The organism is Microbacterium sp. LWO14-1.2 (assembly GCF_038397715.1).
Classification (GTDB): Bacteria; Actinomycetota; Actinomycetes; order Actinomycetales; family Microbacteriaceae; genus Microbacterium.
On the sequence record NZ_CP151633.1, the window covers coordinates 2,236,731 to 2,254,600 of the forward strand.

At 70.9% G+C, this 17,870-nt stretch carries 15 protein-coding genes; 9 read left to right on the plus strand and 6 right to left on the minus strand.

Annotated features, from left to right (window positions below; translation table 11 throughout):
• Window positions 1-50 precede the first annotated feature (50 nt).
• Window positions 51-1,361, plus strand: coding sequence for a glycosyl hydrolase (locus tag MRBLWO14_RS10735; RefSeq protein WP_341933146.1), 1,311 nt, complete (start codon window positions 51-53; stop codon window positions 1,359-1,361).
• Between the two features lie 15 nt (window positions 1,362-1,376).
• Here MRBLWO14_RS10735 and MRBLWO14_RS10740 read toward each other — a convergent pair whose 3' ends face one another.
• Complete coding sequence (locus MRBLWO14_RS10740) at window positions 1,377-2,408, minus strand: LacI family DNA-binding transcriptional regulator (RefSeq protein WP_341933147.1); 1,032 nt, start codon at window positions 2,406-2,408, stop codon at window positions 1,377-1,379.
• 166 nt (window positions 2,409-2,574) lie between these two features.
• Between MRBLWO14_RS10740 and MRBLWO14_RS10745 the strand changes: the two genes are divergently transcribed.
• From MRBLWO14_RS10745 to MRBLWO14_RS10755, 3 genes are all read left to right on the plus strand, one after another.
• Window positions 2,575-5,571, plus strand: coding sequence for a glycoside hydrolase family 38 C-terminal domain-containing protein (locus MRBLWO14_RS10745; RefSeq protein WP_341933148.1), 2,997 nt, complete (start codon window positions 2,575-2,577; stop codon window positions 5,569-5,571).
• An 87-nt stretch (window positions 5,572-5,658) separates the two neighbouring features.
• Window positions 5,659-6,069, plus strand: coding sequence for an MmcQ/YjbR family DNA-binding protein (locus MRBLWO14_RS10750; RefSeq protein ID WP_341933149.1), 411 nt, complete (start codon window positions 5,659-5,661; stop codon window positions 6,067-6,069).
• Between the two features lie 313 nt (window positions 6,070-6,382).
• On the plus strand, window positions 6,383-7,888 hold the full coding sequence (locus MRBLWO14_RS10755) for a DUF222 domain-containing protein (protein WP_341933150.1): 1,506 nt from the start codon (window positions 6,383-6,385) through the stop codon (window positions 7,886-7,888).
• A gap of 14 nt (window positions 7,889-7,902) precedes the next feature.
• On the opposite strand, the gene MRBLWO14_RS10760 is transcribed toward MRBLWO14_RS10755, so the two are convergent.
• Window positions 7,903-8,493 carry a hypothetical protein gene (locus MRBLWO14_RS10760; RefSeq protein WP_341933151.1) on the minus strand — a complete coding sequence of 197 codons (591 nt, stop codon included), beginning with the start codon at window positions 8,491-8,493 and terminating at the stop codon, window positions 7,903-7,905.
• Window positions 8,494-8,657: 164 nt separating this feature from the next.
• Between MRBLWO14_RS10760 and MRBLWO14_RS10765 the strand changes: the two genes are divergently transcribed.
• Together MRBLWO14_RS10765 and MRBLWO14_RS10770 are read left to right on the plus strand one after the other, a co-directional pair.
• Entirely contained in the window at window positions 8,658-9,884 is a 1,227-nt protein-coding gene (locus MRBLWO14_RS10765; protein WP_341933152.1) for a glycosyltransferase, read from the plus strand.
• Between the two features lie 9 nt (window positions 9,885-9,893).
• Window positions 9,894-11,099: a glycosyltransferase gene (locus tag MRBLWO14_RS10770; protein WP_341933153.1), complete on the plus strand. Its 1,206-nt coding sequence runs from the start codon at window positions 9,894-9,896 to the stop codon at window positions 11,097-11,099.
• On the opposite strand, the gene MRBLWO14_RS10775 is transcribed toward MRBLWO14_RS10770, so the two are convergent.
• From MRBLWO14_RS10775 to MRBLWO14_RS10785, 3 genes are all read right to left on the minus strand, one after another.
• Window positions 11,093-11,602, minus strand: coding sequence for a hypothetical protein (locus MRBLWO14_RS10775; protein WP_341933154.1), 510 nt, complete (start codon window positions 11,600-11,602; stop codon window positions 11,093-11,095). The two genes, MRBLWO14_RS10770 and MRBLWO14_RS10775, sit on opposite strands and share 7 nt — an antisense overlap.
• A gap of 13 nt (window positions 11,603-11,615) precedes the next feature.
• Window positions 11,616-11,873, minus strand: a complete 258-nt coding sequence (locus MRBLWO14_RS10780) for a hypothetical protein (protein WP_341933155.1) — start codon at window positions 11,871-11,873, stop codon at window positions 11,616-11,618.
• Window positions 11,874-12,277: 404 nt separating this feature from the next.
• Window positions 12,278-12,439 carry a hypothetical protein gene (locus MRBLWO14_RS10785; RefSeq protein WP_341933156.1) on the minus strand — a complete coding sequence of 54 codons (162 nt, stop codon included), beginning with the start codon at window positions 12,437-12,439 and terminating at the stop codon, window positions 12,278-12,280.
• A gap of 86 nt (window positions 12,440-12,525) precedes the next feature.
• Between MRBLWO14_RS10785 and MRBLWO14_RS10790 the strand changes: the two genes are divergently transcribed.
• Window positions 12,526-13,497 carry a helix-turn-helix domain-containing protein gene (locus MRBLWO14_RS10790; RefSeq protein WP_341933157.1) on the plus strand — a complete coding sequence of 324 codons (972 nt, stop codon included), beginning with the start codon at window positions 12,526-12,528 and terminating at the stop codon, window positions 13,495-13,497.
• A 67-nt stretch (window positions 13,498-13,564) separates the two neighbouring features.
• Here MRBLWO14_RS10790 and MRBLWO14_RS10795 read toward each other — a convergent pair whose 3' ends face one another.
• Window positions 13,565-14,263 carry an NRDE family protein gene (locus MRBLWO14_RS10795; RefSeq protein ID WP_341933158.1) on the minus strand — a complete coding sequence of 233 codons (699 nt, stop codon included), beginning with the start codon at window positions 14,261-14,263 and terminating at the stop codon, window positions 13,565-13,567.
• Between the two features lie 68 nt (window positions 14,264-14,331).
• Between MRBLWO14_RS10795 and coaBC the strand changes: the two genes are divergently transcribed.
• On the plus strand, window positions 14,332-15,546 hold the full coding sequence (gene coaBC, locus MRBLWO14_RS10800; protein WP_341933159.1) for a bifunctional phosphopantothenoylcysteine decarboxylase/phosphopantothenate--cysteine ligase CoaBC: 1,215 nt from the start codon (window positions 14,332-14,334) through the stop codon (window positions 15,544-15,546).
• 70 nt (window positions 15,547-15,616) lie between these two features.
• Window positions 15,617-17,809, plus strand: coding sequence for an AAA family ATPase (locus MRBLWO14_RS10805; RefSeq protein ID WP_341933160.1), 2,193 nt, complete (start codon window positions 15,617-15,619; stop codon window positions 17,807-17,809).
• The last annotated feature ends 61 nt before the right edge of the window (window positions 17,810-17,870 follow it).

Genomic DNA, 17,870 nt, shown 5'->3' on the forward strand with positions numbered 1-17,870 from the left:
TGGTCCGATCCCGTCCTCGCCGGAGGACACCGTCGGAAAGGTCCGGATACATGACGCAGCGCGGCGCCCTCGATGCTCCCCTGAGATTCGGGGCGAACTACACGCCGTCGAAGGACTGGATGCACTCCTGGCTGGACTTCACCCCCGACGACGTGCGCCGCGACTTCTCGGCTCTCGCGGAGCTCGGCCTCGACCACGTCCGCGTCTTCCCGCTGTGGACCGTGCTGCAGCCGAACCGCACCTTCATCCGCGACGGGGCTGTCGACGACGTCCGAGCGGTGGTCGACATCGCCGGCGAGTTCGGGATGGACGCGAGCGTCGACGTCATCCAGGGCCACCTGTCGAGCTTCGACTTCGTGCCGTCCTGGCTCGGGACCTGGCATGACAAGAACATGTTCACCGACGCCAAGGCCCTGAGCGGCCAGGTCGCGCTCGTCGATCGCCTCGGCCGTGCGCTGCGCGACGCCCCCAACTTCCTCGGCCTGACGCTCGGCAACGAGACGAACCAGTTCTCCGCTCACACCCACCCCTCGCCCTGGCCGGTGACGCAGGACGAGGCGGGCGGATGGATCTCGGCGCTGCTGTCGGCGGCCGAGCAGGCGGCCCCGGGGCTGCCGCACGTGCACAGCGAGTACGACGCCGTCTGGTACATGGACGGCCACGGGTTCACGCCGGCGCACGCCTCCCGCCTGGGGGCGATGACGACCATCCACTCGTGGATCTTCAACGGCACGGCGCAGCGCTACGGCGGAAGGTCGGTGGCCTCCGACCGGCACGCCGAGTACCTCATCGAGCTCTCCCGCGCCTTCGCGACCGACCCCGACCGCGTGGTCTGGCTGCAGGAGGTCGGCGCGCCGTCGAACTGCCTCGCCGACGACGAGATGCCCGACTTCCTCGAGGCGACCGTCCGTTCGGCCGCGCGCACCGAGAACCTCTGGGGCATCACCTGGTGGTGCTCGCACGACGTGAGCCGCGAGCTCGGAGACTTCCCCGAGCTGGAGTACTCGCTGGGCCTCATCGATCAGACGGGTGCTGCGAAGCCGATCGGCCGCCGCCTGGCCGAACTCATCCCCGAGCTGCGGCGGCGCACCGCCGCCCCCGCGCGCGACACCGCGATCGTCGTCGAGGTCGACGAGCGGGAGGTGCCGGTGAGCCGGGCCGCGCTGAGCCCGGGCGGAGCGGTGTTCCAGGCGTGGGTGGATGCGTGCGCCGGCGGGCTCGACCCCGCCCTGGTCACCTCCCTCGACGCACTCGATGCCGCGGCGCTCGACGCCCGCGGCATCCGGCACCTCATCCGTCCCGATCTCGCCGCGAGCGGCGTCGACCGCTACGGCTCGGTGAACACCGTCGTGCAGGCCTGAGCCGGGGTCGCCCGCTCAGGCGACCGGCGCCGGCGGCGCGGTGCTCTCGCGCACCGTCAGCGTCGGGGTCGGGCCCTCGACGCTCGGCAGGTTCGCCCCGGCCTCGATCTGCTGCAGCAGCAGCGTCGCCGCGCGCTCGCCGAGCTCGAACGTGTCGCGGGTCATCGCCGTGATCGACGGGTTGATGAGGCCGGCGATCACCGAGTCGTCGAAGGACGCGAGCGACACGTCGCGGGGGACGTGTCGGCCCATCTCCTGGGCCACCCGGAGCCCGGCCACGGCCATGACGTCGTTGTCGTAGACGATCGCGGTCGGACGCTGACGGCCGGCCAGGAGCGTGCGGGTCACGGCCGACGCGCGCGCGGGGGAGAAGTCGGTCGTGATGACCTCGCCCGCGACGCCGTCGCCGGTCATGCGGTCGAGCACCTCGGCACGCAGCCGCGTGTGCTCGAGCTCGGCGGGCCCGGCGACGTAGGCGACGCGCTCGTGGCCCAGTGCGGCGAGATACGAGAACAGCGACTCCGCCACCGCGTCGTCGCCGATCCACACGCTCGGCACGGAGCCTTCGGGCGACGGCTTCGAGCCGATCATGACGGCGCGGGCGTCGAGGGCGGTGATGCGCTCGCCGCGGGGGTCGTCGTCGCGAGGGTCGATCAGGATGATGCCGTCGACCTGATTGGACGAGCGCCACTGCCGATGCACCTCCATCTCCTCGGCGATGCCGCTGACGAGGCGCAGCTGCAGGCTGACCTTGCTCTCGGAGAGGCGGGATTCGATGCCGGCGATGAGGTCGGTGAAGAACGCCTCCGACCCCAGAGACCGGGCCGGGCGCGCGAGGGCGAAGCCGACCGTGTTCGCGCGCGCCCCGACGAGTGCCCTGGCTGCGGAGCTGGGCTGCCAGCCGTTCTCCTCGACGATCGACAGGATGCGCTGCCGCGTCTCCTCGCTGACGCCGGGGCGGCCGTTCAGGGCGAACGAGACGGCACCGGGCGAGACGCCGGCCATGCGCGCGATGTCGGCGATGGTGACGCGTTTCGCCGGGCTCATAGTCCCTCACCATACTTGATCGGTTTAGCCCGCAGGAAGAAGTGACGACACCCTGCAAGCACCGATGCTAGATCGCTTTAGTAAATCGGATAGCATCGTCGGACGGCACCGCAATCCCCCTCGCCGTCCCCCGCCCCCTCTCACCGTCGAGCTCGGAGACTGACCCATGCATGACGACACCTCGCTCACCGTCGGCCGCGTCAAGCGCGTCCTGGAAGAGCGGATCCGCCCCGCCGTCCACTCGGCCTCCGTGCCGCTGGAGATCGCACTGCACGAGTTGCCGGGTGAGCCCATCGCCCCGACCGAGGGACTCGCCCTCGACTTCGAGCCGGCCGCGGTCGGCCAGATGTGGGGTCCCGCCTGGGGCACCACGTGGTTCCGGCTCACCGGCAGCGTGCCGGCGGAGTGGGCCGGCCGCCGCGTCGAGGCCGTGATCGACCTCGGCTTCGACATCAACATGCCGGGGTTCCAGTGCGAGGCGCTCGTGTATCGTCCCGACGGCTCTCCCGTGAAGAGCATCAACCCGCGCAACCAGTGGGTGCCGATCGCCCAGACCGCCGCCGGCGACGAGCCCGTCGAGCTGTACCTCGAGGCGGCGGCGAACCCCGTGCTGCTCGACTACCACCCCTTCCTCCCCACCCAGGAGGGCGACATCCGCACGTCGTCCCCGGAGCGCCTGTACCGCTCGCGGCGGATGGACCTCGCCGTGTTCGAGCAGGAGGTCTTCGACCTGTCCCTCGACCTCGAGGTCCTCTACGAGCTGCAGGCCGAGCTCGCTCCGACCTCGCCGCGGCGCATGCGTATCCTGCAGGCCATGGATGACGCGCTCGACGTGCTCGACCTGCAGCGCATCGCCGAGACCGCCTCCGACGCCCGTGCCCGCCTCGCAGGCGTCCTGGCTTCGCCTGCCGAGGCCAGCGCGCACCGGATCTCGGCGATCGGGCACGCGCACATCGATTCCGCCTGGCTGTGGCCGGTGCGCGAGACGATCCGCAAGGTCGCCCGCACGACCTCGTCGATGACCTCGCTGATCGAGGAGCAGCCGGACTTCCAGTACGGCATGTCGAGCGCGCAGCAGTACGCGTGGCTCAAGCAGCACCGCCCGGAGGTGTGGGAGCGCGTCAAGGCCGCCGTCGCCGATGGACGCTTCCTTCCGCTCGGCGGCATGTGGGTCGAATCCGACACCGTGATGCCGTCGGGGGAGTCGCTCGTGCGCCAGTTCGCGTACGGCCAGCGGTTCTTCGAGCGCGAGTTCGGCATCCGCTCGAAGGGGGTCTGGCTGCCCGACAGCTTCGGCTACTCGCCCGCCCTGCCCCAGCTCATGCGGCGGGCAGGGTTCGAGTGGTTCTTCACGCAGAAGATCTCCTGGAACCAGCAGAACGTGTTCCCGCACCACAGCTTCCTGTGGGAGGGCATCGACGGCTCGCGGATGTTCACGCACTTCCCGTCGATGGACACCTACAACTCGCAGCTGAGCGGCATGGAGGTCGCGAAGGCCGCGCGCCAGTTCAAGGAGAACCGCGTCTCCTCCCGGTCGATCGCGCCCGTGGGCTGGGGCGACGGCGGCGGCGGCACGACCCGCGAGATGACCGGCAAGGCCGAGCGTCTGCGCGACCTCGAGGGCAGCGCGCGCGTCGAATGGGAGCATCCTGACTCCTTCTTCGAGAAGGCGCGCGCCGAGATCGCGAACCCCGCGGTCTGGGTCGGCGAGCTCTACCTCGAACTGCACCGCGGCACGCTCACCAGCCAGCATGCGACGAAGGCGCTGCACCGCTGGGCGGAGCACGCGCTCGTCGAGGCGGAGCTGTGGGCGGCGACGGATGCCGTGCGCACCGGCGCCGCATACCCGAAGGCCGAGATCGACCGGCTGTGGGAGACCGTGCTCCTGCACGAGTTCCACGACATCCTGCCCGGCACCTCGATCGCCTGGGTCCACCGCGAGGCCGTCGAGGTGCTGAGCGGCGTGCTGTCGGACGCGCAGGACATCGCGGATGCCGCGCGGCGGTCGCTCGCGGGCGAGGGCGACCGCGAGCTGCGGTTCACGCCGAGCTCCGTCGACGGTCGCGGCCGCGCGCTCGGCGCCGCCTGGGCGGACGGACCCGCCGGCGCTCCCGCCTCGCTCGAGGAGGAGGCGGGCGGCTGGCGTCTCGAGAACGAGCTCGTGTCGGTGCTCGTGTCGGGCGAGGGTCTGATCGTGTCGGCCGTCGACAAGGCCACGGGACGAGAGGCCGTCGCCGAGGGCCGCGCCGCGAACCTCTTCCAGCTGCACCAGGACTTCCCCAACATGTGGGACGCGTGGGACATCGACCGCTACTACCGCAACAGCGTCGACGACCTCACCGGGGTCGCGTCGATCTCGGCATCCGTCGTCGACGGCGTGGCCGCAGTGCGGGTCGTGCGCGAGTTCTCTCAGTCGCGCATCGAGCAGACCATCGTGCTGGCCCCCGGCTCGCGCACGGTGCACCTGCGCAACGACGTCGACTGGCACGAGACCGAGAAGCTGCTGAAGCTCGCCTTCCCGCTCGACGTGCAGGCGTCGCACACCGAGGCCGAGACGCAGTTCGGCTACCAGTCGCGCGTCACCCACACGAACACCAGCTGGGAGGCCGCGAAGTTCGAGGCGTCGATGCACCGTTTCGTGCTCGTGCGAGAGCAGGACTTCGGCGTCGCGCTCGTCAACGACTCGATCTACGGGTACGACACGTCGCGTGACGTGGAAGGCGACGCGGTCACCACGACCGTGCGTCTGTCGCTGCTGCGCGCGCCGCGGTTCCCCGACCCGGACACCGACCACGGACCGCACCAGATCGAGATCGGGTTCGTGATCGGAGCGGATGCCGCGATCGCCACCGCCGAGGGCATCGCGCTCAACGCGCCGGCATCCGTCGTGCGCGGTGCGCGCGAGGTCGAGCCGCTCGTATCGGTCGCGGGCGACGGCATCGTCGTGTCGGGCGTCAAGCTCGCCGACGACGGATCGGGCGATGTGATCGTGCGGCTGTACGAGGCGCTCGGGCGCCGTGCGGTCGGCTCGCTGGCTGTCGGGTTCGAGCACTCGGAGATCCGCGAGGTCTCGCTCATCGAGGATCCGCTGGACGACGCGCGGGTCGGTGGTGAGCTGAGCCTGCGCCCGTTCGAGGTGCGGACGCTGCGCATCGTGCGCTGAGCCGTCCGCGGCGCACGTGTGCGATCGTTCCGCGCACGTGCGCGAGGGGCGGTTGTGGCGACCGCTCTACGGGAGGACGATGGCGCCATGGCGACCATCGACGACGCGCGAGCGATCGCGCTCGCGCTCCCCGGTGTGACCGAGCGGGTGGGCGGCCACACCGGGGAGCCGGCGTGGCGGTTGTCGAGCGGCCAGATCGCGTGGATCCGCGGTCCTCGGGCGACCGACCTGCGGCAGCTCGCCGCGCTCGGAGCCGCGTGGCCGGAGGGGCCGGTGCTCGCCGTGCGGGTCGGCAGTCAGGAGGAGAAGGAGGCCCTGCTCGCGGCCGAACCGGAGGCCCTCTTCACGATTCCGCACTTCGACGGCTACTCGGGACTTCTCGTGCGGCTGGACGCGATCGAGCGCGACCGCCTCGCCGAGCTCATCGCCGACGCCTGGCTCGTGCGCGCGCCGGTGCTCGTCGCGAAGAGATGGCTCGACGAGCGCGGACTCGCCTAGCGCGGGGTGAGGTGGCGTGCGTCGGTCGTTGAGCGAGCGGACGTTCCGCTGGTCGTTGAGCGAGCGGAGCGAGACGAAACGCGGTGGGGTTCCGGTCGTGGTCGTTGAGCGAGCGGAGCGAGACGAAACGCACCCCGTCTGGTCGTTGAGCGAGCGGAGCGAGACGAAACGCGGTGACGTGCCGGTCGGGTTCTGTGCCTGTCCTCGATCCTGTCCGGTAGCGTTCCAGTGTTCTGGAATGCCCTTCTGACCTGCCCTATTCCTGCCGGGTTTTACCCGTGTGAATGTCGGTGGTCGCGGGTTGACTGTCCGTATGACCCATCCCGCCGATGTTCTCGCTCAGGTCGCGTGCGACCTGGATGCGGTGCTGTCCGACAACACCCTCGCGGGGTTGTCCGACGCGGATCGGGTGCGGGTGTTGCAGGCGGCGGGTGCGGTCGCGCGGCGGGTGGACGCGGTGGTGGTGGAGACTCTGGGGTCGACGAACCCGGTCGATCTCGCCCATGGGGCGGGGTGTCGCTCGGCGCAGGAGTTGGTGCAGCGCACGCTGCTGGTGGATGGGTCGGGTGCGGGGCGGGTGGTGAAGGCGGCGGGTCTGGTGCGGCGGGAGTCGAGTCTGGTGTCGGGGGAGTGGTTGCCGGCTCGGTGGCCTGCGGTGCGGGAGGCGCTGCGGGACGGGGTGATCGGGGTGGCGGGGGTGTTGGCGGCGACGGGCCCGGTGGAGCGGATCCGTGACCGGATCGGGGCGGAGGAGCGGTTGGCGGCGGATGCGTTCCTCGCCGATGTCGCCCGCGGTCTGACCGATCAGGATGACGCTGCCGACCTCGAGGACGAGGACGAGGGTGACAGCACCGGGGCGTCGGGGGAACCGGCCCGGGGCCCGGGGGTGATGCCGGAGGATCTGGGGCGGGTGGCGCAACAGATCGCGCTGGTGTTGGACCCGGACGGCCCAGAACCCGATGACCAGCAGGCGTTGCAGCGCCGCGGCCTGACGATCGGGCGCCTGCACCAGGGATTGCATCGGATCACCGGGCATCTCCTCCCGGATGCGGCGGCACAACTCCAGGCGGTGCTGGATGCGATGCTCAACCCGAAAGTCGACGGCCCACCCCACCCGACCGGCGTCCGCTTCGCACCGTCGCCGGGTGAGGGCGCCGCAGGGTCAACAGACGACGGTGTCGGGTCGGGTGCGGTCGGGTCGGAGGGGTGGAATGAGGATCCTCGGGCGGTGATCGATCCCCGCACGCCTACCCAGAAACGTCATGATGCGTTCGCGGCAGCGGTGGGGATCGCGGCCCGACACCAGGACATGCCCTCCCTGGGCGGTGCCGCACCGACCCTGGTCGTCACGGTCGATGCGACAGACCTCGCCGGCCAGTCCGGGCGGGCGCGGCTTCCCGGGTCGGACGCGACGATCCCCACCACCGCGGCCGTGCACACGGCGTGCTCCGGGGTGATCCAGCGGGTGCTGGTCGATCAGGGCAGGATCGTGGGGATCACGGTCACGGACCGGGTGTTCACCGTGCATCAGCGGCGGGCGATCATCGCCCGCGACTCCGAGTGCCTCATCCCCGGCTGTCATGTCCCGGCGGCGTGGTGCGAGATCCACCACGTCACCGAACACGCCCGCGGCGGGCCGACCTCCACCGACAACGGGGTCCCGTTGTGCTGGTGGCACCACCGCTCCCTGGCCACGTCCGGGTGGGAGATCCGCATGAACCACGGGATCCCCCAAGTCCGCGGACCCTCCTGGTGGGACCCCACCCACCACTGGCACACACCCACCCACACCACGAGATCACTGGCCAGGTCGGCGTGATAAGCGAGAGGGTCTCAAGCCGGTCCGAGGCGGAGCACCTCCGGCGACTCGCCTCCGGTGAGCTCGTCCGCGATCCGGATGCTGCGCGCGAGATCGTCGAGTGCGCCGTCGAGGGTTCCGAAGCGCTCCCGATCGCTGCACACCGCCGTGAGGGTGATGAGGTGCGTCCCCGTGTCCCAGGTGTACGTCGCGAAGGGCGGTGTCGCGGGGGACGGCGGCATCGCGACGACGAGCTTCTCGCCCGCGCCGAGCCACCGGCTGGAGAACGACTGGGTGTCGTCGTAGTCCATCGGCATCGATGCTCGGGCGATCCGCACGTCGGGCGTCAGGACCTGCACCGTGGCCATGGCGACGACGAGCTCGGGGTCGGCCTTCCATGTCCACACGAGCACGCGCCCGTCGGCCCGCCGCATGAGCATCGGAGCCGCCTGGCTCATCGCCCACGCACCGAACCGCGACCCCGGCCGCTCGGTCGCGCCGAGCGCGGCGTTCGCCTGGCCGAGCAGCATCCTGATCGCGGCCTTGCGGTGGCGACGCCCCTTCCATCCGAGCGAATCGGTCACGGGGATCCAGAGCTGCGGGTCGGCGTCGGCAGTCAATCGCATGACACCACGCTACGGCGCGAACCTGTGCGGGTGAAGTTCTCGCCCCACCGCCGACGATGCGTCGATGCGGAGCCCCCGGCCCGCCTCCGCGGCGCGATCAGGGCCCTCGGGTAGAGTGGCCAGCGCCCAGATCGGGCTTCCTGGCCGCCAGACCGATAGGCAGAATGTCTTCCTCTTCCTCCGATCCGACGAGCGCTCCCGACGCCGCCCCCACGACCGGGTCGCGTCCGCTGCGCATCCTGATCGGCTGCGACACGTTCGCGCCCGACATCAACGGAGCCGCGCGCTTCGCCGAGCGCCTCGCCGCCGGTCTCGTGCAGCGCGGCGACGACGTCCACGTCGTGGCCCCCAACCAGGCCTACCGCCGCACCCCGGCGCGCACCGAGGTCATCGAGGGTGAGCCGATGACGCTGCATCGGCTGCCGTCGGTGCGCTGGGCGCCGCACGACTGGCTGCGCTTCGTGTGGCCGTGGCGCTCTAAGCACTACGCCCGCAAGGTGCTCGACGCGGTGCAGCCCGATGTCGTGCACATCCAGTCGCACATCGTCATCGGGCGCGGTCTCGCCCGCATCGCGCACGAGCGCGGCATCCCCGTGATCGCGACCAACCACGTGATGGCCGAGAACATCCTCGACCACACCACGATGCCGAAGTTCATCGACGACCTCGTGCTGCGGTTCGCGTGGGCCGACGCGAAGCGCACCTTCTCGCTGACCCGCGCCATCACGACGCCCACGCGACGTGCCGCCGACTTCCTCGAGCGCACGGTCGCGGTGAAGAACGTGATCCCGGTCAGCTGCGGCATCGACCGCACCCAGTACCAGCCGGTGATCGGCCCCCGCGACAAGAACCGCATCGTGTTCGTCGGCCGTCTGACCGCCGAGAAGCAGGTCGAGGTCATCCTGCAGGCGATGACGAAGCTCGACCCGGCGCTCGACGTCACGTTCGACATCGTCGGCGGCGGAGACCAGCGCAAGCAGCTCGAGAACCTCACCGGACAGCTGGGGCTCACGGACCGCGTGACGTTCCACGGTCGCACGACCGACGAGGAGCTGCGGGCGCTGCTGTCTCGCGCGTCGGTCTTCACGATCGCCTCGATCGCCGAGCTGCAGTCGATCGCCACCATGGAGGCCATGGCCTCCGCCCTGCCGATCGTCGCCGCCGACGCGGTCGCCCTTCCGCACCTCGTGCACGACGGCGAGAACGGCTACCTCTTCGAGCCGGGCAACGCGGATGCTCTCGCCGCGCGTCTCACCGATGTGCTCACCGCCGACCAGGCGGAGTACGAGCGCATGCAGCAGGCGTCTCTCGACGGCGTCGTGATCCACGACATCAACCGCACCCTCGACACCTTCGAGGCGCTGTACCGCGACGAGCCGCTGCCGCAGTAGCGGCCGATCATGCACGTCGTCTTCTTCGGCGATCAGCACCTGGACTCCCTCGGCGGCGCCCAGGTGTCGATGCGGCTGCAGCACGAGTTCCTCGAACGCGCCGGTCACACCGTCACGGTCGTCGCGCCGCGCATGCACGGTCCCCGCGCCGCGCGCACGCCCGACCCCGCGAACGTCGACCTGCCGTCGATACCGATCACCGTCGACCGCGAGTACTCGATGACGTGGCCGGGGCGGGCGACCGACCGCGCGCTCGACCGCGCGCTCACCCGCCGGCCCCCGGTCGACCTCGTGCACGTGCAGGCCGACTTCTGGGGAGCCTTCATCGGGCACCGCTACGCGGCTCGCCACGGCATCCCCGTCGTGCACACCATGCACAACCGCGTGGACGTCGGCATCGCCGCCGTGACGCCGCTGCACCGGCCGGTCCTCACGGTGCTCAACGCGTGGCGACGCCTCGCCCTCCGCGGAGTCGTCGCACCCGTCGGCGGCTCGGACGGCTGGGCGTTCCTGCGCGGACTCGCGAGTGGCGCGGATGCCGTCACCGCGCCGTCGACCCACTTCGCCCGCCGACTCGAAGAGCACGGTGTCTTCTCGCCGGTCGACGTCGTGTGGAACGGCATCGACGACGACATCCGAGAGCAGACCCTCGCCGCCGCGCCCGCGCAGCGCGAACCCGGGCGCCCGCGGTTCGTATGGCTCGGGCGCATGAGTCCGGAGAAGCGTCTGCTGCCGTTCCTCGAGGCTTTCGTCGAGTCGGGTGTCGACGCCGACCTGGAGATCATCGGCGGCGGCGCGCAGCGCGCGGCGGCCGAGAAGATCGTCGCCGCGCTGCCGCACGTCCGGTTCGCCGGCCGACTCGGCTACCCGCAGACGCTCGCCCGCATCGCCGCGGCCGACGCGCTCGTCCAGACGTCGATCGGGTTCGAGACGCAGGGCATGACGCCGTTCGAGGCAGCGACCCTCGGCACGCCGTCGATCATCAGCGATCCCGACATCGCCGCCGAACTCGGGGGCGGGCTGTGGGCCGTCCCCGGTGCGGCGGGCACCGAAGCGCAGCGCAGCGCAGGATTGGTCGAGACGCTGCAGCGCGCGGCATCCGACATCGCCTCGGGGATCGCCCCCGTGCCGTCACGCGAGGTCGCCGAGGCCTTCCGCCAGTCATCGAGGACCGCCGCGATGGTCGAGGTCTACGAACGCGTGCTCGCTCAGTAGGCGACCCACGAGACCACGCTCGACAGCGCGGTGGCGAGATAGCCCACGAAGGCTGCCCCCGCGAGACCGATTGCGATCGCGGCGAGCAGATGCGGGCCCGAGCGGCGCAGGGCGACGATGCCGACAGCCAGCGCTCCCGCGTTGCCGAGGAACACGAGGAAGTTGATCACGCCGGTGAAGCCCATCATGGCGCCGTAGTAGTCGACGCTGTACAGGAGCGGCGTGAGCAGCGACGACAGAAGGCGGATGCCGAGCGCCACCAGCGCGACGATGAACGCGATGCGTCCCAGTGCGCCGCCCGAGGCCCGGGGCGTGGGCGGCGCCGCCGGATAGCCCTGGCCTTGGTACGGCTGGCTCTGGTGATGCTGACCCTGGGGCGGGTAGCCCTGGTACGGCTGGCCCTGGTACTGCTGACCCTGGGGCGGGTAGCCCTGCGGCTGGCCTGCCGGCTGCGCTCCCGGTTGCGGTGCCTGCGGCGGATACTGCTGATGCGGATCGGTCATGGTGTCTCCCGGGTCAGCTGTAGGTCAGGGTGAGGGCGAGGCTCGACACCCACGCCACGAGGGTGCCGAGCACTTCCGACGCCGCGACGCCGATCGCGATCCCCGCGAGGATCTGCTGGCCGGGGCGCCGCACGGCGACGATCCCGAGGATCAGGGCGACGACCGCGACGATGAGCACGAGGAGATTGCCCACCCCGAGGATGGCGCCGTAGGCGGATGCCGAGAAGTCGACCGCCCTGAGGAGGACGGGGGTTCCGACGGCGACGAGCACCCCGACCGCGAGCGACGCGAGCGCGACGATGAAGGCGACGCGGCCGAGTGCCCCACCCGTGGACGCCGGGGCTCCGGTGGGCGTCGAGGCGCCGGGGTAGACCCCGGGCTGCGCCGGCTGCCCGTACGGCTGGCCTGGCTGCCCGTGCGGCTGGCCTGGCTGCCCGTACGGCTGGCCCGGCTGCCCGTATGGTTGGCGTGGCTGCGCGTACGGCTGCCCGGGACTTCCGTAGGGCTGTCCCAGGCTTCCGTGGGGCTGGCCCAGGCTTCCGTGGGGCTGGCCCGGGTGCCCGGACGGTTGCCCGGAGGGCTGTCCGGACGGCTGCTGCTGGTGCGGCTCGCTCATGGTCATGAGCGTAGCCCCCGCCGTCGCGGACTCAGGAGTGGATGGACGGAGGGCCGTGCTCAGTGGTAGACGTGGCCGGACTCCGCGCGGTCGAGGGCGTCGCGGCCGGCGACCCGCCGCCAGTCGGTGGGCTGACGGCGATAGCCGTCACGACGGAGCTCGACGACCGTGGCGATGAGAGCCCAGATGATGAGAGCGAGGAGTGCGAGAAGAAGGATCATGGCAGAAACGCTACGGTCGGTCTTGATCCGCCACGAGTGGCAGAATAGACTTGTATCGTACGAATACTGCCATGCCGAGGAGCGCCATGAAGACCGTAGCCTGCGTGATCCACGACGGGTTCTCCCCCTTCGAGTTCGGTGTCGCCTGCGAGGCGTTCGGACTCGACCGCACGGACTCCGGAGTGCCGAACTTCGACTTCCGGGTCGTCGCGCCGCAGCCCGGCGCCGTGGCGTCGACGATGGGGTTCTCCGTCAACGTCGAGCATGACCTGTCCTTCGCGTACGAGGCCGATCTCGTGGTCTTCTGCCCGGTTCCCCGGTCGTCCTGGACGTCCGTCGACGAGCGGCTGATCGATCTCGCCCGCGACGCCGTGGCGCGCGACGCCTGGGTGCTGACCGTCTGCAGCGGATCGTTCATCCTCGCCGCGGCCGGTGTGCTCGACGGTCGCCGCGCGACGACGCACTGGCGCTACTCCGACGTGATGGCCGACATGTACCCGCAGATCGACATCGACCCGGACGTGCTCTTCGTGCAGGACGGTCGCATCATCACGAGCGCAGGCACGGCCGCCGGCATCGACGCCTGCCTGCACCTGCTGCGTCTCGAGCTCGGCGCCGAGCTCACCAACCGCATCGCACGCCGCATGGTCGTGCCGCCGCAGCGCGACGGCGGACAGGCGCAGTTCATCGACCGTCCGATCCCCGTGGTTCCGAACGACTCGCTCGCGGCCGTGGCCGACTGGGCGGTCGAGCACCTCACCGAAGACCTCGGCGTCGACCAGCTCGCCGCCCGCGCGTTGATGTCGCCGCGCACCTTCGCCCGCCGCTTCAAGGCCGAGTACGGGGCGACGCCCGCCGCATGGCTCGCCAGGCAGCGGGTGCTGCATGCGCAGCGGATGCTGGAGCGCAGCGACCTGCCGCTCGACCGCATCGCGGAGGAGTGCGGGTTCGGCTCGGCGGCCGTCCTGCGGCAGAACTTCGCCAGGGTGCTGGGCACGACGCCGACCGCGTATCGCGCGCGGTTCTCGTGCACCGACCCCGAGACGTCGGCGGCCTGACCGGGGAGCGCCCGACCGGGGAGGGCCTGGCCAGGAAGGCCTGGCCAGGGAGGCCCGATCCGTCCGGCTACTCCCAGTGGCCGGGGCTCGGCAGCGCCCGGTAGCCGAGGTCGATCCCCTGCGGCGTCACGGCGGCGGTCGAGTAGAGCAGCGACTGCGTCGGGAAGCCATACGGTCGGTTGTCGCGGATGATCGCCCGATCGTCTTCGGGGTCCAGCCGTGCGGAGACCCCGAGCAGGGCGATCCAGTCCGCCGCCCAGTCGGAGCTGTCGGCGGCCGGGCCCAGCGCGCGGAACTCGGGCAGCCACGTCGCGATGCGCGGTGTCTGCGGATCGTCGAGGTCGTCGTGCGCGATCATGTGGATGCCGGGATCGACGGGCCTCTCGCGCAACTCGACGCCGTCCCAGCTCAGCACGCGCGCGCCCTCGGGGCGCACCTCCAGCAGATTGAAGCCGTGCATGGGCAGCGGTGCCTCGGGGGAGCGGCCGGTCACCGACTCCAGCACGAGGGAGCCGCGCGACTGCGCGAGGTCGTCGGGCAGGTCGGCGATGTCAGCGCGGTTCAGCAGCACGGCGAGTCGGCGCTCGGCGGGGTTCACGGCCAGCCAGGCGCCGCCGGCCCGCCGGTCGCGGATCCCCGAGACGCCGGGATACCGATCCGGCCACCATTCGCCCGGAGCATCCCATGCCCGCTGCGGATCCTCGTCGCGCACCGCGAGGAGTCGGGCGTTCGCGGCATCCTCGACGTCGATCACCACCGTGCACACCCTGCCAGTCTAGGTCGGGGTGCGCGGGGGCCGACCGCGAGGTCGGTGCCGTGCGGCAGAATCGAACCGTGAACATCGTCGTGGGAGTCACCGGAGGAATCGCCGCCTACAAGACAGTGCACCTCGTGCGACTGCTCACGAAGGCCGGGCACGACGTCACGGTCGTGCCGACGGAGGACGCGCTGCGCTTCGTGGGGCTGCCGACGTGGGAGGCCATCAGTCGGCACCCCGTCACGACGAGCGTCCACGACGACGTCGCCCGCGTCCGCCACGTCGCGCTCGGGCAGAACGCCGACCTCGTCGTCGTCGCCCCCGCCACGGCGAACTCGATCGCGAAGATCACCGCGGGCATCGCCGACGACCTGCTCGGCACCACGCTTCTCGCGACCGAGGCCCCCGTGCTGCTCGCGCCCGCCATGCACACCGAGATGTGGCGCAACGCCGCGACGCAGGCGAACATCGCGACCCTGGTGAGCCGAGGCGTGCACCTCGTCGGCCCCGCGGAGGGCGAGCTCGCCGGCGGCGACAGCGGTCCGGGGCGCATGGCCGAGCCGGAGCAGATCCTCGCCGCGGCCCTCGAGCTCCTCGCACCGCGCGACCTCGACGGACTCCGGGTCGTCGTGTCGGCGGGCGGCACGCGCGAGCCCATCGACCCTGTCCGCTTCCTCGGCAACCGCTCCAGCGGGCGGCAGGGCGTCGCGCTCGCCGCCGAGGCCGCCGCGCGCGGCGCCGCCGTGACGCTCGTCGCCGCGAACGTCTCGCGCGATGTGCTGGGCGAGGCGCGGCATCCGTCGATCGGTGTCGTGCCCGTCGGCACGGCCGCCGAGCTCGCTGCGGCCATGAGGCACGCGAGCGCCGACGCCGATGTCGTCGTGATGGCGGCGGCGGTCGCCGACTACCGGCCCGCGTCGGTGTCGGACCAGAAGGTCACGAAGGAGCTCGGCGGGCTGAGCAGCATCGAGCTCGTCGAGACCGAGGATGTCGTGGCGGCGCTGTCCGCCGCCCGCGGCCAGGGGAGGGCGCCCGCAGGTCAGACGATCGTGGCGTTCGCTGCGGAGACCTCGGAGAGCTCGGACGAGCGCCTCGACCGAGCCCGCCGCAAGCGGGAGCGCAAGGGTGTCGAGCTGCTCGCGGTCAACCTCGCGAACGCCGGTCACGGGTTCGAGGTGGGCCACAACGCGGTCGAGATCGTCGGTGACGGCGGGGCGGTCGTCGCCTCGGCGGAGGGCACGAAACGCCAGGTCGCGCGGACGATCCTGGACGCCGTCGTCGCCGTGCGCTAAACTTGAGTCATCTCCACTCAACTTTTCGGGCGGAGCACGCGACGACAAGGAGTCTCCTCAGGAGGAACAGATGCCAGGCCCACAGAGCACACCGCAGAACGACGACCAGCAGTCCGCCCTCGAGCAGTTCGGGATCAACCTCACCGACCGCGCCCGTCAGGGCAAGCTCGACCCCGTGATCGGCCGCGACAGCGAGATCCGACGCGTCAGCCAGGTGCTCACCCGGCGCACCAAGAACAACCCGGTGCTCATCGGGGAGCCGGGCGTCGGCAAGACCGCGGTCGTCGAAGGGCTCGCGCAGCGCATCGTCGCCGGCGATGTCGCCGAGTCGCTCAAGGACAAGGAGCTCGTGTCGCTCGACATCTCCGCGCTCGTGGCCGGTGCCATGTACCGCGGCCAGTTCGAGGAGCGCCTGAAGAGCGTGCTCAAGGAGATCACCGAGTCCGACGGCCGCATCATCACGTTCATCGACGAGCTGCACGTGCTCATGGGCGCCGGTGGCGGCGAGGGATCCGTTGCCGCGTCGAACATGCTCAAGCCCATGCTGGCGCGTGGCGAGCTGCGGCTGATCGGCGCGACCACGCTGAACGAGTACCGCGAGTTCATCGAGAAGGATGCCGCGCTCGAACGCCGTTTCCAGCAGGTCTACGTCGGCGAGCCGACGGTGGAGGACACGATCGCGATCCTGCGCGGGCTCAAGGGCCGGTACGAGGCGCACCACGGGGTCACGATCTCCGACAGCGCGCTCGTCGCGGCCGCCGCCCTCTCCAACCGCTATCTCCCCGCCCGGCAGCTGCCGGACAAGGCCATCGACCTGATCGACGAATCGATGTCGCGGCTCAAGATGGAGATCGACTCCTCGCCCGTCGAGATCGACCAGCTCAAGCGGCAGGTCGACCGCATGAAGCTCGAGGAGCTCGCGCTCAAGCGCGAGAAGGACGCCGCGTCGAAGGAGCGCCTCGGCGCGTTGCGCGAGCAGCTCGTCGGCATGGAGGCGCAGCTCGCGGAGCTCGAGGCCCGGTGGGCGCGCGAGCGCCAGGGCCTGAACCGCGTCGGCGAGCTCAAGAAGCAGCTCGACGACGCCGTCACGCAGCGCGACCTCGCGATGCGCGAGGCCGACTACACCCGTGCCTCGAAGCTCGAGTACGAGACGATCAAGCGCCTCGAGCGTGACATCGCCGAGGCCGAGAAGGCCGAGGCCACGGCATCCGCGGAGCCCCGCATGGTGAACGAGCAGGTCACCGACGAGGACATCGCGGCCGTGATCGCGGCGTGGACCGGCATTCCCGTCGGGCGTCTCCTGCAGGGCGAGAGCGAACGTCTGCTGCACCTCGAAGGCGAGCTCGGCCGTCGACTGATCGGACAGAAGGATGCCGTGAAGGCGGTGTCGGATGCCGTGCGCCGCTCGCGTGCGGGCATCAGCGACCCCGGTCGCCCGACCGGATCGTTCCTGTTCCTCGGCCCGACCGGTGTCGGCAAGACCGAGCTCGCGAAGGCGCTCGCCGACTTCCTCTTCGACGACGAGCGGGCCATGGTGCGCATCGACATGTCGGAGTACGGCGAGAAGCACTCGGTCTCGCGACTCGTCGGCGCTCCTCCCGGGTACGTCGGGTACGAGCAGGGCGGTCAGCTCACCGAGGCCGTGCGGCGGCGCCCGTACAGCGTGGTGCTGCTCGACGAGGTCGAGAAGGCGCACCCCGAGGTGTTCGACGTGCTGCTGCAGGTGCTCGACGACGGCCGGCTGACCGACGGGCAGGGGCGCACGGTCGACTTCTCGAACGTCATCCTGATCCTCACCTCGAACCTCGGCTCGCCGATCCTCATCGACCCCACGCTGTCGCCCGATGAGAAGCGCGAGCAGGTGATGGCGCTCGTGCGGCAGGCGTTCCGGCCGGAGTTCCTGAACCGCCTCGACGACATCGTGATGTTCCAGGCCCTCAGCGAAGACGACCTCGCGCAGATCGTCGAGCTGTCGGTCGACCAGCTGCACGATCGGCTCCGTGACCGCCGGTTGTCGCTCGCGGTCACTCCCGATGCGCGGTCGTGGCTCGCGGAGCGCGGCTACGACCCGGTGTTCGGTGCGCGCCCGCTGCGTCGTCTCATCCAGACCGAGGTGCAGAACAAGCTCGCCACGGCGCTGCTCTCGGGCGGCGTGCACGACGGCGACACGGTGCGTGTCGACGTCGCGGCGGACGGCTCCGGTCTCGTGCTCACCGCGACGACGCCCGACGAGGTCTCCGCGCCTGAGGCCTTCGAGGTCTAGTCCCGTCTGAGTGCCGAAACCCTACAGAAGCGCCGAAACCCCACCCGAATCGCGTATCTCG

Bases quoted from the DNA above. Each gene is read 5' to 3' on its own strand.
- MRBLWO14_RS10755 (WP_341933150.1), top strand. From the start codon at position 6,383: ATGACCCATCCCGCCGATGTTCTCGCTCAGGTCGCGTGCGACCTGGAT.
- MRBLWO14_RS10740 (WP_341933147.1), bottom strand. From the start codon at position 2,408: ATGAGCCCGGCGAAACGCGTCACCATCGCCGACATCGCGCGCATGGCC.
- MRBLWO14_RS10760 (WP_341933151.1), bottom strand. From the start codon at position 8,493: ATGCGATTGACTGCCGACGCCGACCCGCAGCTCTGGATCCCCGTGACC.
- MRBLWO14_RS10750 (WP_341933149.1), top strand. From the start codon at position 5,659: ATGGCGACCATCGACGACGCGCGAGCGATCGCGCTCGCGCTCCCCGGT.
- MRBLWO14_RS10735 (WP_341933146.1), top strand. From the start codon at position 51: ATGACGCAGCGCGGCGCCCTCGATGCTCCCCTGAGATTCGGGGCGAAC.
- MRBLWO14_RS10775 (WP_341933154.1), bottom strand. From the start codon at position 11,602: ATGACCGATCCGCATCAGCAGTATCCGCCGCAGGCACCGCAACCGGGA.
- MRBLWO14_RS10805 (WP_341933160.1), top strand. From the start codon at position 15,617: ATGCCAGGCCCACAGAGCACACCGCAGAACGACGACCAGCAGTCCGCC.
- MRBLWO14_RS10770 (WP_341933153.1), top strand. From the start codon at position 9,894: ATGCACGTCGTCTTCTTCGGCGATCAGCACCTGGACTCCCTCGGCGGC.
- MRBLWO14_RS10785 (WP_341933156.1), bottom strand. From the start codon at position 12,439: ATGATCCTTCTTCTCGCACTCCTCGCTCTCATCATCTGGGCTCTCATC.
- MRBLWO14_RS10765 (WP_341933152.1), top strand. From the start codon at position 8,658: ATGTCTTCCTCTTCCTCCGATCCGACGAGCGCTCCCGACGCCGCCCCC.
- MRBLWO14_RS10745 (WP_341933148.1), top strand. From the start codon at position 2,575: ATGCATGACGACACCTCGCTCACCGTCGGCCGCGTCAAGCGCGTCCTG.
- MRBLWO14_RS10790 (WP_341933157.1), top strand. From the start codon at position 12,526: ATGAAGACCGTAGCCTGCGTGATCCACGACGGGTTCTCCCCCTTCGAG.